Raw genomic sequence first — 15439 nt, forward strand, 5'->3', positions numbered from 1 at the left:
TGGCCCTCACAGCATCAGTTGAAAGCCAGGACGAGCCACGCGCAGACGCTCGAGACCCACCCGAGGATTCGCGCCGTGGATAACGGCTGAGGGCAGCAGGTGGTCACGCGCGAACCTCTGCAGGTTTTGGGCTTGGGCGGTGACGCTGCCGCGCAGCGAGATTGGGGTCTGCTGAACGATCAGGGGACCCGGGGAAACCCAAAGCGCAGTGCACATCGCGCCGGCCACTACGAATCTATGAGTGCCTTCAGCACATCTGCCCCCACCGTCAACGGCAACTCGGGCGTTGGGCCAGCGTCGCAATCCGTAGCACGGCACGCAGATGCGTCATGTATGCAACAGAGCGGTTCGTCAATAATGTCCGCTTTCCTAGGCGGGCTACTCGGCCGGGCCCTCAATTCGCCGCAGGTCCGCGGCCACCTCGAACGGAAGGTGGATTCCGGTCGCAATGCGTAAGCGTCATTGCGCTCGGGTTAGGCGGTCACAGGCGGCTGATGATCCCCCGGCGGCGCGCCTCCGCCACCGCTCCTGTACGGGAGCTGACGCCCAGCTTGGGGTAGATATGTGCCAGGTGGGACTTGACGGTTGCCTCGCTCAAGTGGAGGTGGCGAGCGATGTCTGTGTTGCTGTGTCCGGACGCGACCAGCGCGAGGACTTCGAGTTCGCGTGCGCTCAGCGCCGAGGGGGCTGCTGCATACGTGCGAACAGACGAGTGGCGATCGACGGTGCGAGTGCGGTTTCTCCCGCGGCGGCGGCCCGGATCGCGGCGGTGATGTCCTCGGGGGCGGCATCCTTGAGGAGGTACCCAGCCGCACCGGCCTCGATCGCCTCGATGATGTCGGCATCAGTGTCGAAGTTGGTTAGGACCAGCACGGCAGGCGGGTCCGGCTGCGCGCGAATCTTGCGGGTGGCACGAGCCCCCTCGAACGAGCGGTTGAACTGTCCATGAGCACCACGTCGGGCCGCTCGCAAGCGACCTTCGACAGGGCCTCGGCGGTCGTGCCGATCGCGGCGACGACCTCGATCGTGGGGTCGGTGTCAAAGAGCGCGGTCAGGCCGGCCCGCATCATCGGGTGGTCGTCAACGACCAGGACGCGCACGGTCACCGGGTCCCCCCGTGATCGAAGCGATGCTCCTGCGCGAGGCCCTTATCCAGGCCCTTGCCGGGGTGGACCGTGAAGCTAGCCGCGACGCTGGTTCCTTGTCCCCTCCCTGACTCGACCACGAGCCGGCCCCCAAGGGCGACGGCTCGGTCCTGCATGGCGACGAGGCCGAACGACTGCTGGTCGGTGCGGGAGGAACGGCTCAGGGCGGCCAAGTCGAACCCGACTCCGTCGTCGACCACGTCGAGGATCACCTCGTCGTCGAGCCGGCTCAGGGTCACGTCGACCCGCGCGGCGCGGGCATGCTGGACGACGTTGGCAACCGCGCTCTGCGCGATTCGCAGTAGCGCGGTCTCCACCGGGGTGGGGAGGTCGCCGACGTAGCCGCTCACGTCGACCCGCGTGCGCAGGCCGGACGTCTGCTGGGTCGTGGCGCCGAGTCGCTGAAGCGCATCGGCAATGCCACCGACCCTTAACGAGGGCGGTGCGAGGGCGTGGATGAAGTTACGCGTCTCGGCCAGAGCCCCCCGGCGGCCACGCGGGCCTGTTCGACCCGTTCGCGGCCCTTGTCTGTGTCGGTTCCCTCGCGTTGTGCCACATGGAGCAACATGACGATGCTCGATAACGACTGGGACACGGTGTCGTGGATCTCTCGCGCGAGCCGCTCCCGCTCTGCCACGACGCCGGCTTCGCGTTCGACCGCGGCGAGCTGATCGCGCGTGTGCGTGAGCTCGTCGATCAGAGCCTGGCGGCGGGTGACGTCCCGAGTTAAGGCATCGTAGCCAAGTCCGATGACGACAGCCACACCGGCACCGAGGGCCGGGCCGACGACACCCGCGGCGTCGAAGCCGCGGTGGATCCCGAACGCAATGACCGCGACAACCGCGGCAAGGATGACAGCCGCCACTCCGCGGGTGGTGCCTAGCAGGTGCATGTAGATGAAGAACAGCGCGAAGACCAGGTAGGTGGCGTCGGCACTCAGGGTGAGCAGCACCAGCCACTCGAGCGTGAGAGCAGTAGTCCACCACCAGCCACGACGGCCGCGCGGCAATGCCCGGCTGGCCACACACCGACGACGTACGTGACGACAAACAGTGCGGCCAGACCCAGCACGGCGGCTGTCCCCCCGGTCCCCGGCCACGTCCCGTCTGATGCATTAAGGACCAGCACCCCGACGAGGGCGAGCACAAGGACGTGCAGAGACGCCGACAACCACACCGACGTTGCGCGCAGGCTGCCAACACCCGGCGCCGTCGCTCCCGCGCTCGTACTGACGTTCGGGCCGTCATACCGGCTCACTGACACATCACGTGATCAGTCTAAGAACCAAAGCGAACCGAGTCTTCATACGAAAGGTGTACCGGAAGGTCGGCAGTTTGATGCCCGGAAACCGTCCCAGCTCACGATGGCAAGAGTCGTGAAACCCGGGACCGTTGCTGACGAGCAGGAAACTGCCGCGACCAAATCCCGTTCATCAACCGCCCGCCCGTCGAGAGGACTCGCATGTTCGTCGCCTGGCGCGACCTGAAGGTAGCGAAGGGACGGTTCGCGCTCATCGCAACCGTCGTCACACTCATCACTGTCCTGGTGACCTTCCTCGCCGGCCTGACCGGAGGGCTGGCCAACCAGAACATCGCCGCACTCACCTCCCTCGACGTTGACCGCATCGTGTTCGCGACGCACGAGGGCGAGCAACCGAGCTTCGCCGACTCGGTCGTGACCGAGGCGCAGGCTGATGCCTGGGCCAGCCAGGCCGGTGTCGCGGCGGTCGAGCCGCTTGGGATCAGCACCGCCAGGCTGTCAGCCGGTGACCGGCAGGAGGCGGTGACGCTGTTCGGCGGCGGCCCCGGCACCGGGACCGTCGACGCACCGCAGCCCGGTCAACTGCTGCTGAACACCACCACAGCCGACGCGCTGGGCGTGGCGCAGGGGCAGCAGGTCGAGATCGCCGACCGCACATTCGTCGTGAGAACGACCACCGACGACGATCTCTGGTACTCGCATATGCCGGTCGTGTACGCCGACCTCGACGACTGGCGTGCGCTTGTCACCCAGCCGGGGAACCGAACGCCGTTCGCAACCGTCCTCGGCGTCTCGGGCACCGATGTCGACTACGCGGCCGCCGACATTGCCGCCGACACCACCTCCATGGGCGTGTTGTCTTCCTTGACAGCTCTCAAGTCGTTCAAGTCCGAAATCGGTTCACTGCTCCTCATGGTCGGCATGCTCTTCGGCATCTCGGCCCTTGTTGTCGGCGCCTTCTTCACCGTGTGGAGCATCCAGCGTCAACCTGACGTCGCGGTACTTAAGGCGCTCGGGGCGACGAACCGCATGCTCACCCTCGACGCCCTCGGCCAGGCCGCCGTCGTGCTCCTGCTCGGAGTCAGCGCCGGCATCGCGACGACGTCGCTACTGGGTCTCGCCGCCAGGAACGTGCTGCCGTTCGTGCTCAACCCACTCACCACCGTGGTGCCCGGATTCATCATGACCGCACTCGGGCTAGCGGGCGCCGCGCTTGCGACCCGCTCCATCACCACCACCGACCCCCTCACTGCACTAGGGAGCAACAGATGATCGACCTCGACAACATCACCCTGACCTATCCCGACGGCACCTCCCGCATCACTGCGGTCGACGACGTCAGCCTACGCGTGGCCGCCGGCACCGTTGTTGGTCTCACGGGCCCGTCCGGGTCCGGCAAGTCCAGCCTCCTCGCGGTCGCCTCCACCCTCATCCGCCCCGACCGCGGCACCGTCACCATCGACGGCATCGACGCAACGAACCTGGATCTGTCCGAACGAGCCGAGCTGCGGCGCACCAAGGTCGGCTTGGTGTTCCAGCAGTCCAACCTGCTCGGTTCTCTGACCGCCTACGAACAGCTGCTCGTCATGAACGAGCTCACCGCCCAGCACGCCCGTCGAGCCGCGCGAGCCGCCACCCGCGAGCGAGCCCGTCACCTCCTCGACACCGTCGGGCTCGCTGCGGATGCCGAGAAGCGACCCGCGCAGCTCTCCGGTGGCGAGCGCCAGCGTGTCAATATCGCTCGCGCGCTCATGCACGAGCCCGCCGTCCTGATCGTCGACGAGCCCACCAGCGCGCTAGACCAGGAACGCGGTGGCCAGATCGTCGACCTCCTGCTCCGACTCACTGCCCAGCACTCAACCGCCACCTTGCTCGTCACCCACGACCGGCGAATCCTGCCGCGCCTCACCAAGACCCACGTCATGGTCGATGGCCACCTCACCGCGGAAGGGTCGATGGCGGACCAGATGCGAGGTTAGATGACAGCTGGGTCGGTCAGCCTCAGTGCCTGACTGAGGCATGGCGGGCTCGAACTCCACAGGACACTACGACGGGCGGCGTTCGCCACCTCGTCGCCGAACTCCTAGGCCTAAGGACAGAGGCTAGACACAACCCAAGAACCCATTGTCACCCTTGCAGTCTCCGTCTCAGCGACTGATTGCAGCTCAGAAGACTCTCGGTCCCGGCAGACCGCCAGATGCCTGCGGCTCAACCCCATTGCTGCCCACCTTTAAGGTCCTGCAGATGGTCCGCCTCGCCGACTGTGGTCCATGACACAGGCCATGTCTGAGACGGGACCGAGCTACTCACCCGTAGGCCGCTCAATTGTGCATGGAGTCCTGGCGAGCAACCGGGGGGCGCACGGCGAAGAACTATCGCCACCGGCTCTGCCAAACGCCCAGCGGGATTCTCTTCCTCCCCCATGGGGCTCCTGGCTGGGCAGGACTCCGCCTTGCACCAGCTCCTTCGGATCTGGGTGCGCGGCCTACCGAGTGCGCTTCGGCGAGGCGGGGTCCGCTCCAGCTCCTCGTCGACATCAGTCAGTGGCCCGCGAAGACGCGCTCACTCCACCGAGCAGAAGGAGACCTACCGGTACGCGAGTTCCAGCGTGACGGGAACCCCCTCACCGATCCTGACACCGCACGACTTCTCACCGCGCTTGAGAATCTGGCGGTCCGCGACGAGCTCTGGCACGACATGAGCAGAAACAACGCGCCCTCCCACGTCGCGCTGTGGCGCGACCTCACCCGCCGCGCGCCCGAAGACGCGAAAGCAGCACCCGCCACCATGCTGGCCTTCGCGAGCTGGCTAAACGGCCACGGAGCGCTCGCGTGGTGTGCCCTCGACCTGGTCCCCCACCACCAGCACTACAGCGCCGCCGAACTCGTCACCACCCTCGTACTGAACGGCGTCCATCCGCGGGCTTGGGAAGCCGTCAAGGCCGCCGTCACCGCGGACCGCGCTCAACATGTCGGCCCGCCCGCCGCACCCTGCGCCGCCCGCCCGGCCCAGCAGCCCCCAAACGATCTGAGGACCACGATGCACAACGGACATCGCCACCATCACCGGATGCGAAGCCGGATCGAACTTCTGCTCACCAGGGTCCTCAGCCCGCTGCCCATACGCCGCGCGCAACGACCCCAGATCTACGTCGTCCCCAACATTCACGTCGCGATGGACCGAAAGAACTGACTCTTCTGAGGGCGCGGGCCCCGGTCCCGCTGTCACACCTAGCCCGAAGAGGACGCGACAGGCCACGAAGGAGTCCGCGATCAGCGTCCGCCCACCTCAGAGGAGCACAGCGATGAGCCAGAACAAGAACCTGCCGACCTACCTCAGTCTCGACGAGGCAGCGGAAATGCTGTCGGTCTCCGTAAAGACCCTTCGACGCCGGATCAGCGAGGGCTCACTGCCCGGCTACCGATGCGGGCGACGTCACATCCGGGTCCGTCTGGACGAGCTGGAGAACACCATCCGACGCATCCCGAGCTCCGATTCCTGACCGATCCATTGGACACGTATGGGACACGAGGCCTGAAATGAAAACCGCCTCCAACCCGCGTTTTCGCAGGTCAGAGGCGGTTTTGCATGCGGTGGGCGATACTGGGTTCGAAGCAGAAAACAGCAACTCCTCTTGCACGCCAATACACCAGCAAATTATGGTTCTGACCTGCGGTTTTAGTGAGACGGCGGGTTGGACAGAAGTGGACATCAAGGACCACGAAACGCCTCCTGAGGACTACGTAGGGACTACGAAACGGGGCGTAGAAGATGGTTGAGCGGCGACAGTTCGGGCAGATCATGAGGCTGCCGAGTGGCCGATACCAGGCACGCTACGCCGACCCCAAGGGTCGGGTCACCGAGGCCGGCAAGCGCTTGCGCCACAACGCGCCCCACACGTTCACCACCAAGGGAGACGCCGAGGCCTGGCTGGTGGACGAGCGCCGACTGCTGTCGGCTGGCACGTGGTCTCCCCCGGCCGTGCGCCTCATGAACTCGTCCGCCAAGCCCGTCACGCTAGGTGACTACGCGCAAGGGTGGTTGGCTGCGCGCAAGGTCAAGGGCCAACCGCTCGCCGACCGAACCCGCGACCACTATCAGGACCTGCTGGATCGCTTCATCCTGCCGACGTTCGGCGAGGTGCCCCTTACAGACATCTCCCCCGCCGCTGTGGCCCATTGGTACGACACCGCGGCCGCCGACCGTCCGACCTACCAGGCGCACGCCTACTCCCTGTTGCGCGCGATCATGCGTACGGCGGCGGACCCCACGAAGAACAACGGCACTCCCTTGATCCCCTACAACCCCTGCGGGATCTCTGGCGGCGGCTCAGCCGGGGGCAAGCGCAAGATCAAGCCCGCTACGGTGGACGAGATCCTCACGATCGTCCAGAACATGCCCACCAAGCACCGCCTCATGGTGATTCTCGCCGACAGCTGCGCCCTCCGCTTTGGCGAGCTCAGCGAACTTCGCCGCATGGACGTCGACACGAAGAACGCTGTCATCCACATACGCCGCAGCGTCGTCCGCTCGAAGTCAGCGGGCGTCGTCGCCAAGGCGCCGAAGAGCGAAGCCGGGATCCGCGACGTGCCTATCCCGCCCGACATCCTTGACCTCGTGATCGAGCACAGGAGGCAGCATGCGGCTCCAGGACTCCAAGGGCTGATGTTCCCCGGCGCCAACGGGAGCCACCTCGCGCCCAGCGCGTTCTACGGCAAGGTCTCCAAGAAGCGTCGCGGCAAACCCGACACCAGAGGATGGGGCTGGTACGAGGCCCGTCGCCTCGCCGGCCGCGAAGATCTCCGCTTCCACGACCTTCGCCACGGCGCGCTCACGGAGGCCGCCCGCCACGGCGCCACGCTCGCCGAACTCATGGCGCTCGGCGGCCACTCCACCAGCTACGCCGCCATGCGTTACCAGCAGGCCGCATCGGACCGACTCGCCGAGCTGGCGCGAAAGCGGGCCGAGGCGCGCGGTTGGAGGGCAGATACGCACTAAGTCCCGTGCAGGCACGGGCTTGGCCCGTTCCTACGAGATCCACCCTCAAGTCTGTACGTACGCCACGTCTCCTATCCACGCCGCGTTCCACGGAATTGTCAGAGCAACGGTCGACGGCACTCTTCAGGAAGTCAGAACCCCAGGAGTTTGCCGAACCCCGAGAAGATGGCATCGAACGACCTGGCGATCGGGTTCCTGGGCCCGTCGGCGCTGGACTTCTGCCAGAAGAGCGGGGCGTGACCGGTGAACTCGTCGTCGACGAGCGGCGTCTTGCCTCGCAGGTAGGGCCAGAACACCTCGGTGCGATTGACGCCCACGGTCAGGCGCGAGTCGAAACCCATCACGAGGTTCTGCTCCATCCTCGTGGCGCGGCCGCGGGGGTCCGTCGCCACGACGTCACCGACGCCCTGGACGATCAGGCTGCCGGTGCCCGCGAACATGACGTAGCGCACCTGCCACGTGGCGAACGACTGGATGCCCCACCGCCAGCGCGTCTGTAGGTCCGGCGTGCCGATGACGCCCACGACGTGCTTCGGATGCATCACCAGACCCGGATGGTCCTGGAAGTCGAGGCGCATCAGGTAGGCGTCGGGGGCGTCGGGCGACGCCAGGGTCGCCGACGTGACGCCGTCGTCGCCGGTGATCCGGCTCAGGAAGTAGAGACCGGCCGCGAAGCTGATGAACGGCGCGGACGGGTCGTAGAGGATCCGACTGCGTATCTTGCCCTGCACGGGCCGCACGTACTCCGACCGCGCGGACAACACCTCCCCCGCGGACAGCTCGATCGGAAGGGTCCGCTGGGCAGCCGAGGTACGGACCTCGGCTGTCGCGCTCTCGGACCCGGCCGCCAGCCGGATCGGCGTGTGCACCCGGCTCACCACCGGCATCAGCACGAAGTAGCTGAAGATGCGTAGGGCTGCCGGCAGGAAGAGGACGAGCAGCGCGATGGCAACCAACCACTTCCACGACTGGGCCCACTGGTTGACGACCCATCCCACGCCGGACGACTGGCCCTGTTCCAAGCTCTCCTGCTCGGCCTTCCTCTGGGCCAGCTCCGCCTCGCCGTTGTCAATCTCCCGCTCGACGCTGGACTGCTCGCCGCCCACGCCGAGTCGATCCAGCTTCTGCTTAGGGCTCAGTTCAGGGTCAGCGAGGATGGCGGCGTCGTCCTCCGCCTGGCCGAGGGTTCCCTCCAAGGTGTCGAGCGCCTGGTCGGCCTTCTCGACCGCGGCCTCGGCGGCCTTGCACTTGCTGCCGGGTGTCAGAAAGTCGATGACCTCCTGCTTGAAGTTGCAAAGGTCCTGCTGGTCGTCCCGCAGACGGTCGATATCCGCCTTCTTCGCGGCGACTGCACGACGTCCCTCCGCGATCTCGGCGTCGATCCTGGTCTCCAGCGACGCGACCGCCTCGCGCCGGCCCGCCTCTGCGGTGCGCCGCAGTCGCTCAAGGTTGTCCTCGAGGGCTGCCCTCTCCTCGCTCACCTGCTCCAGCCGATCGCGGTCCGCCACGGCTTCCCGCACCGTGGGCACCAGGACCTGGACGAGCAGGTAGCCGAGGAACAGGGACACCACCAGCGCCCCGAGCAGACCCAGCTTCCTCAGGGCGAAACCTAGAAAGGCGGACACCAGGCGCACGAGCGCGATCCTAGTTCCGTATCACGGCCAGCCGTGGCCGGTTTCGACCACACGTACGCATTAGACGTGGGGGTCATCGGGAAGACACCGACGATCCCGAGCGCAAACGCGGGCAGCTGCGTCCGGCTGCGCTTGTGAGGCCAAAGTGGCCTTTGACCTGCAGCGACGTCGCGTTTGGCAGTTGATGGCGTAGGCGTGCAGTTGTGGGCCGTTGCGAATCAATTCGAGCCCAATCCGAGCAATGGGCCCGTCGGTCGCAACCGACGCAGCTTCCCCGCAGACGCTGTCGGTCGTTGACTGAACCGCCCCGGCGTGTCCGGAGACTCTGGGGTGCCCCGGGAACGATGGAGACCGGAGGATGGATTCTCAGGCCACGGTTGATGGTGCCTGTGCTTCAAACGGTACTTGGGGAGAGCATTCCGAGTGCGGAGGGGACTGCTGCACGGCCAGGTAACGTCTTCGAGCCCCCAATGGTGGTCTTGCGGGCCTCTCGTGGCGGATCCCACGCAGCCAGGCGCTCGGCAAGTTCACAAGTTCAAGGGCCGGGAAGCCGACGCGGTGATCGTCCCACCGGTTTGCTCGAACTCGGCTGAAACGGTGAAGACGGGCCGCGGTGACCACTATGGTCGGCGAGATGACAAGGCCGCCGTACTCGCCCTGGAAAACGTCGTGCCCCAACGCGGCATCACGAGCCACCGCCGAGTAGCGCATGGCCATTCCCGACGCCTTGGTGGTCAGCTCGACCCACGGCTATCACCCTGTCACCACCGAGCTGGAGGATGTCCTCCGCGCCGGCGCCTTCCAGCAGCTCCTGGTCCTCGGCCCGGGCGTGAACGACGTCGTCGACCTGGTCAACGAGACCAGAATCGTGGCATCTCCTCCGGTTCAGCTTCCTCAGGGGATCTACTGGTTCTCCGGGATCGAGCCCTCAGTCGTTCTGTCCGTCACGAGTGGGACATCCCCTGGGCCCAGCGTCGCCGCGCCCTCAGACGAAGTCCTCAATGGCTCCCCCCTCGACAATGCGCTCGGATGGGTCGATGCCATTTGGGATGACGCCGCGCCCGTGTCGAAGCCTCGCTTCGCTGTCGGGGAAGACGTCCTGGTCGACAGCACCGGCCAGGACGGTGTGATTCGTCCTGGCCGCCGATACGTCAGCGGGAGCTGGCTCTACAACGTGTTCGCCGGCGGGCAGACAGTACGGCGAACCGAGGACTCGCTCTCGCAACGCCCCACGGTTGACGACGCATCGACGTGGGTCGCCGGGCAGCCTGTTCCGCCGAAACGGTTCGCCGCGACGCTGACGCGCGCCAAGTTGGAGGGCCACTTCACCGACACCATGTTCTCGTTCCGAGCGACGAGGACGCTGTTTCGCCCGTACCAGTTCAAGCCGGTCCAGAAGCTGTTGGACACCGGCTCGCTCCGGCTGCTGATCGCCGATGAGGTCGGTCTCGGCAAGACGATCGAAGCAGGCTTGGTGTGGACTGAGATGGAGGCCCGGCGCCAGGCGGACCGAGTCTTGATTGTCTGCCCGAGCTCGCTGGTGGAGAAGTGGAAGCGAGAGATGGAGGATCGCTTCGGCTTCCTTCTCGTCGAGCTCGACAACCCTGGCCTCGCCGACCTGCTGGAGCGTCTTGAGACCGACCGTCTCCCCCGGCGCGTGGCCTACATCAGCAGCATCGAGCGTCTCCGCGTGTGGGACGGGATCGAGCGCGCCACCGAGCTCGGCCTGCAGTTCGACCTGTCCATCATCGACGAGGCGCACGCCTTCCGGAACTCTGACACGAAGAGCTACGAGCTCGGCGAGCAGCTCCAGGACTGGTCCGATGCTCTGGTCATGCTGTCCGCGACGCCGGTCAATTTGCGCAACCGCGACCTCTTCAACCTGCTGTCCCTGCTCGTGCCCGGTGAGTTCGAGGACGTGGAGTCCCTCGAGCGGCGCATCGCCCCCAACGCGGTGCTCAACAGGCTCACGAAGTCGCTGACCGATCCCACGGTGACCAACGCAGAGAGGCGATCGTGGCTTGCCGAGCTGGAAAAGGACGTCTTTGGCTCGATCCTCACGATGCGTCCCGATTTTCAGGTCCTGCGCCAGACCCTCGCCCCAGACCGGCTCGACGCGGCCGGCGCAGTGACCGTCAAACGACTGTGCGCGGAGCTCCACGGCCTGTCGGCGCAGGTCACCCGTTCACGCAAGATCGACGTCCAGGAGGAGAAGCCGCTCCGGGAGCCGCATCGCATCGACGTGGCGTTCGATGCCACAGAGGTGAAGTTTTACGAGGCGTACTTCCAGTGGTGCGTGGATAGGGCAGCACTCAGCGGTACGCCCCTCAACTTCTCTATGCAGATGCCCCTGCGCCTCGCAGGAAGCTGCCTACCTGAGGCTGCCCGCTACGTCCTGGAGTGGGGTCACTCTGACGACATCGAGTCCGAGGAAGCAGACGTACCGGCCACCAAGAGGTCTGACCTTGCGCCGGGCCCGGAGCTCACCAAGGCTGCACGAGCGCTCACGTCCGACACCAAGTACAAGCAGTTGGTCACCGCTGTCACCGACCTCATGGCCCAGAACAAGCAGGCCATCCTCTTCACCTTCTCCCGACGGACACTGCGCTATCTGGAGGACCGGCTCGGGCGGGACTTCCGGGTCGGCGTGCTCCACGGTGGCGTGCCCAAACACCGTCGCGAACGCATCATGACCAACTTCCGGCGCGGAGAGTTCGACCTGCTCCTCGCCAGCAAGGTGGCCAGCGAGGGTCTCGACTTCGAGTTCTGCTCGGCGGTCATCAACTACGACCTGCCCTGGAATCCCATGGAGGTGGAGCAGCGCATCGGACGTATCGACCGTATCGGCCAGGTCGAGAAGAAGATCGGTGTGCTCAACTTCCACACCCCCGGAACGATCGAGACCGACATCATCGAGCGGGTGATGGAGCGGATCGAGGTCTTCGAGCACTCGATCGGAGAGCTTGAGCCGATTCTTGAGTCCGAGTGGCGCAATGTCGAGAAGCTCTTGTTCGACTTCACGCTCAGCCCAGACCAGCGTCGCCTGCGGACGGAGCAGGCCATCCAGGCGATCGAGATGCAGGCGAAGGATCGTGAGTTCATCGAGTCGGCCGCCCCGATGCTGGTGAGCAGCGATGGCGCGGAGATCGACGGGCTGGAGCGCGACCTGCTGGCCAGCGGTCGGTACGTGGGCCAGGCGGAACTGGCGCTTCTGGTCGAGGACTGGGCAGAGACGTACGGCGGAAGCGCACGCCGGGACGGCTCGATCCTTCGGCTGCGTGGCAACGAGGAGCTCGCCGATCACGTTCAGACGTTGGTGAGGACTGGCGAACGCAGCACCATCGAGGTCCAGGAACTCGGAGCCCAGTTGCGTTCGGAGCACGACATCGTCGTCTCGCTCGACCAGGAGTACTCCAGGACCTCGGATGTGCCGCTCCTGACCGCGACGCATCCGCTGACCCGGGCAGCGGTTGGGACGCCTGGTCACCGTCACGGCCGGTTCACGCTGCTGCGCATGACGTCGTCGTCTGCCGGGGTCCGCCCGGGGAATTACCTGGCACTCCTCGCCGTGGTGCATTGGAACGGCGTCCGTCCGATCCATGAGGTGTGGTCGTCCGCTATCGACCTGACGAACCTTTCGGAGGCCGGTGATGCACTGGGCGCGGCCATCATGAAGGAGCTGGCCACGGCGTCATACCAAGCAGGGCCGCTTCGAGACCATCCGCATCTTCTCGAGGCTGTCGACCTGGCAACGATGAACCTGGAGGCCCGGGTGGCGACACGACGCAACGACCTGGCGCAGGAGAATGCCGCGTTCATCGCGACCCGCCGCGCCTCCTTCACCGAGGTGCACGAGCGCCGCATGCGCGCAATCCGCGCTCGGCTCCAGACCCACATCGATCGCGGTCAAGCGAAGATGCTTCCGCTCGCCGAGGGCAAGCTCCGTAAGGAGCAGGCCCGATACGAAGCCCAGATCGCGGGCCTCGAGTCGGCTGCCGCGCCGTCCCTGACCACCGACGACCTGGCTGTCTGCGTCGTGGAGGTCGCCGGATGACGCCCCACCCGGAACTTCCTTACGAGCAGGCCAAGAACAAGGAGTACCTCGACAAGCTTGAGAGGAGGCTCCAGCGCAACCCGCTCACCGACGTTGCCCGCAACGTCCTGTGGATCGACGCTGTCAACCACCAGATCAAGGCCAACGGCTACCACCACCCGCTCCTCGGGCGCGTGGGGTGCGACACCGACGACGAAGAACTGCGGGACTTCTACATCGGTTCACGATTCCTGCCGGAGTTGGGCGTGCCGGTCTACAGCTGGGCCGCACCGATCGCACGACTCTTCTTCCAGCCCGATGCCGACGGCTCCGAGGACGTCGTCGTCCGACGCACCTTTGCCCACAGGTTTACCGACATCAGCGACCTCGACGACGAGTGGGTTCGAGAAGGCGTTGACTCCCCTTTCATCAGCAAGGAGTTGAACGTCCCGGCTCCAGCGCCGACCTCGACCAGGCGACGTCGCGCGGCTTCTCCCGCTCCTGCGTCCCATCAGCCTTCGCCGAGCACATCGACGGGCGGGGAGGGAACGCGCTCCGACGCGCCTGCGGCCCCTGACACGTCCACGGTTCGGATTCGGAAGGCCCTGGACATCAGGGAAGGGATGCGCGCCGAGGAGGCCGTCCTCAAGCGCCTCACCGCTCCACGCCAGGACAAGCTTCAGTCCGTTCTCGCTCTCCTGCAGCCCGACCAGCACGCCCTGGTCTCATGGCCGGTCGACGACAGCCTGGTGGTTCAGGGGCATCCTGGCACTGGCAAGACAGTGGTGGCCGCCTACCGTGCCGCCTACCTCGTCAATCCCGTGCTCTACGAGGACGAAGGCGCGCTGGCCGCACGCGCCAGCAAGCCTCTGAAGGTGCTGGTCGTCGGCCCCACCGCGGGATATGTCAGCCACGTGGACGGACTCATCCAGCCACTCGCGGCATTCGACCAGGTGCGCGTCACCCATCTGCACGACCTGATGGCCGAGACGACGGGTCTGAAGGGACCGTGGCCGGGCGCCATCGGGGGTGAACACAACGATGTCGACGCCCAGGCCCGCATGTTTGCCGAGCGCGCCGCCCGGATCCACGAACAGAACCACCGATGGCGCGAGGGAAACGGCGCCAGGCGGGAAAACATCAAGACGGTCTACGAGCTGATCCGGCGCAACGGAACGCCGGAACGCCGTTTGGTCGAGGACGCTGACCAGGTCGCGTGGATGGCGAACCTTCCGGCGTTCGAGCAAGCGTTCAAGCGACGCTATCTGCCGTTGATGGCACAGTGCCGTCTTGCCTACAACCCGATCCCCGACGGCATGCGCTACGACCACATCATCGTCGACGAGGCACAGGATGTGTCTCCCATCGAGTGGAACGTGCTGGACCAGTACCTGCGACGCGACGGTCATTGGACACTGGTCGGCGACATGAACCAGCGCCGCTCCGACGTCACATACGGATCGTGGCACGAGATCGCCGACCACCTCGCCCTGGCCGCCGACGGCGAGTTTCGGCCGCAGGTGATGACACGCGGCTACCGTTCGACCGGCGCGGTTCTGCGCTTCGCCGACCGCCTCCTGCCTGCCAAGCAGCGCGGCAACCAGACCGTGCAGGCTGACGGCGAGCCGGTGAAGGTCGATCACGTCACGCGCCCTGAGATGTTGTGGGTGTCTGCTCTGCAAGTCGCCCACCAGCTTGCGACCAAGTACGCCGACGGCTCCACCGCAATCATCACCGTCAATCCCGGCGAGATGATGGGTGAGCTGGGCCGCGGCGGTTGGCGACGCAAGGGCTCCGGGTTCCATATCTGGCAGAAGGGCGAGCTGACAGTTCGACTCTACGCGCCGGAAGACGCCCGCGGCCTCGAGTTCGACGCCGTCGTGGTCGTCGAGCCGGGTGCGTTTCCGGAGAATCTCGGCCGCACAGGGCAGCTGTACACGAGCCTCACCCGCGCCAACCGAGAACTCGCGGTGATCTGGCACCGCAACATGCCCGACGCGCTACGGCGCGCTGCTCGATCCTGAAAGGGCGGCACCCCTTGGCGGGGTGGCTCAAGGCCTTCGTTCCAGCGCCTCTTTTCGCAGTACGACGTGCTTCCGGAATCCAGCACCTGCTTCGCCATCGACTCCCAGGCAGGCGGGTCGACGCCCCTGCTGTCGTCGCTCCGCATCAGCACGCCACGATCTCCTGTCGCCCCGGGCTCGTCGTACGGCCGATATCCGTGCGCGATGTACCAAGCTTCTTTTGGCTGCCCAGTCGGCTGCGCACTTGAGGTCGTTCATCATGCCGAGGTGTCCCAGATCAACCTCATCGCCCGAGGGGGCTAGCTCCACTTCACCGGGGTCATCGACCTCTACTCCCGCCGCGTC

Annotated in this window: 10 protein-coding genes and 1 pseudogene; 7 read left to right on the forward strand and 4 right to left on the reverse strand. The window is 66.0% G+C overall.

Going from position 1 to position 15439, the window contains the following annotated elements; genetic code table 11:
• Positions 1–481 precede the first annotated feature (481 nt).
• The 3 genes and pseudogenes from E2C04_RS09660 to E2C04_RS17735 form a co-directional block, all read right to left on the reverse strand.
• A pseudogene (locus E2C04_RS09660) lies at positions 482–1106 on the reverse strand (response regulator transcription factor).
• Positions 1103–1495 (reverse strand): sensor histidine kinase, encoded by a 393-nt coding sequence (locus tag E2C04_RS17730; protein WP_158630651.1) that lies wholly within the window; start codon positions 1493–1495, stop codon positions 1103–1105. The pseudogene E2C04_RS09660 and the gene E2C04_RS17730 overlap by 4 nt, the downstream one beginning before the upstream one ends.
• An 80-nt stretch (positions 1496–1575) precedes the next feature.
• Positions 1576–2097, reverse strand: a complete 522-nt coding sequence (locus tag E2C04_RS17735) for a histidine kinase (protein WP_158630652.1) — start codon at positions 2095–2097, stop codon at positions 1576–1578.
• Positions 2098–2606: 509 nt separating this feature from the next.
• On the opposite strand from E2C04_RS17735, the gene E2C04_RS09670 reads away from it, so the two are divergent.
• From E2C04_RS09670 to E2C04_RS09690, 5 genes are all read left to right on the forward strand, one after another.
• Positions 2607–3677 (forward strand): FtsX-like permease family protein, encoded by a 1071-nt coding sequence (locus tag E2C04_RS09670; protein ID WP_135832422.1) that lies wholly within the window; start codon positions 2607–2609, stop codon positions 3675–3677.
• Positions 3674–4384, forward strand: coding sequence for an ABC transporter ATP-binding protein (locus E2C04_RS09675; protein WP_135832423.1), 711 nt, complete (start codon positions 3674–3676; stop codon positions 4382–4384). The genes E2C04_RS09670 and E2C04_RS09675 overlap by 4 nt, the downstream gene beginning before the upstream one ends.
• A 352-nt stretch (positions 4385–4736) precedes the next feature.
• A complete protein-coding gene (locus E2C04_RS09680) occupies positions 4737–5597 on the forward strand; it encodes a DUF4192 family protein (protein ID WP_135832424.1) in 861 nt (286 codons plus the stop codon).
• Positions 5598–5709: 112 nt separating this feature from the next.
• Entirely contained in the window at positions 5710–5907 is a 198-nt protein-coding gene (locus E2C04_RS09685; RefSeq protein ID WP_135832425.1) for a helix-turn-helix domain-containing protein, read from the forward strand.
• A gap of 269 nt (positions 5908–6176) precedes the next feature.
• Positions 6177–7403, forward strand: coding sequence for a tyrosine-type recombinase/integrase (locus tag E2C04_RS09690; protein ID WP_135832426.1), 1227 nt, complete (start codon positions 6177–6179; stop codon positions 7401–7403).
• A 131-nt stretch (positions 7404–7534) separates the two neighbouring features.
• On the opposite strand, the gene E2C04_RS09695 is transcribed toward E2C04_RS09690, so the two are convergent.
• The gene (locus E2C04_RS09695) at positions 7535–9037 is read right to left on the reverse strand and encodes a hypothetical protein (protein WP_135832427.1); all 1503 of its coding nucleotides are present in this window, start codon (positions 9035–9037) and stop codon (positions 7535–7537) included.
• Positions 9038–9746: 709 nt separating this feature from the next.
• On the opposite strand from E2C04_RS09695, the gene E2C04_RS09700 reads away from it, so the two are divergent.
• Complete coding sequence (locus tag E2C04_RS09700) at positions 9747–13091, forward strand: DEAD/DEAH box helicase (RefSeq protein ID WP_135832428.1); 3345 nt, start codon at positions 9747–9749, stop codon at positions 13089–13091.
• Positions 13088–15094: a UvrD-helicase domain-containing protein gene (locus E2C04_RS09705; RefSeq protein ID WP_135832429.1), complete on the forward strand. Its 2007-nt coding sequence runs from the start codon at positions 13088–13090 to the stop codon at positions 15092–15094. The genes E2C04_RS09700 and E2C04_RS09705 overlap by 4 nt, the downstream gene beginning before the upstream one ends.
• Positions 15095–15439: the final 345 nt, after the last annotated feature.

This window comes from Nocardioides daphniae (assembly GCF_004777465.1).
Classification (GTDB): domain Bacteria; phylum Actinomycetota; class Actinomycetes; order Propionibacteriales; family Nocardioidaceae; genus Nocardioides; species Nocardioides daphniae.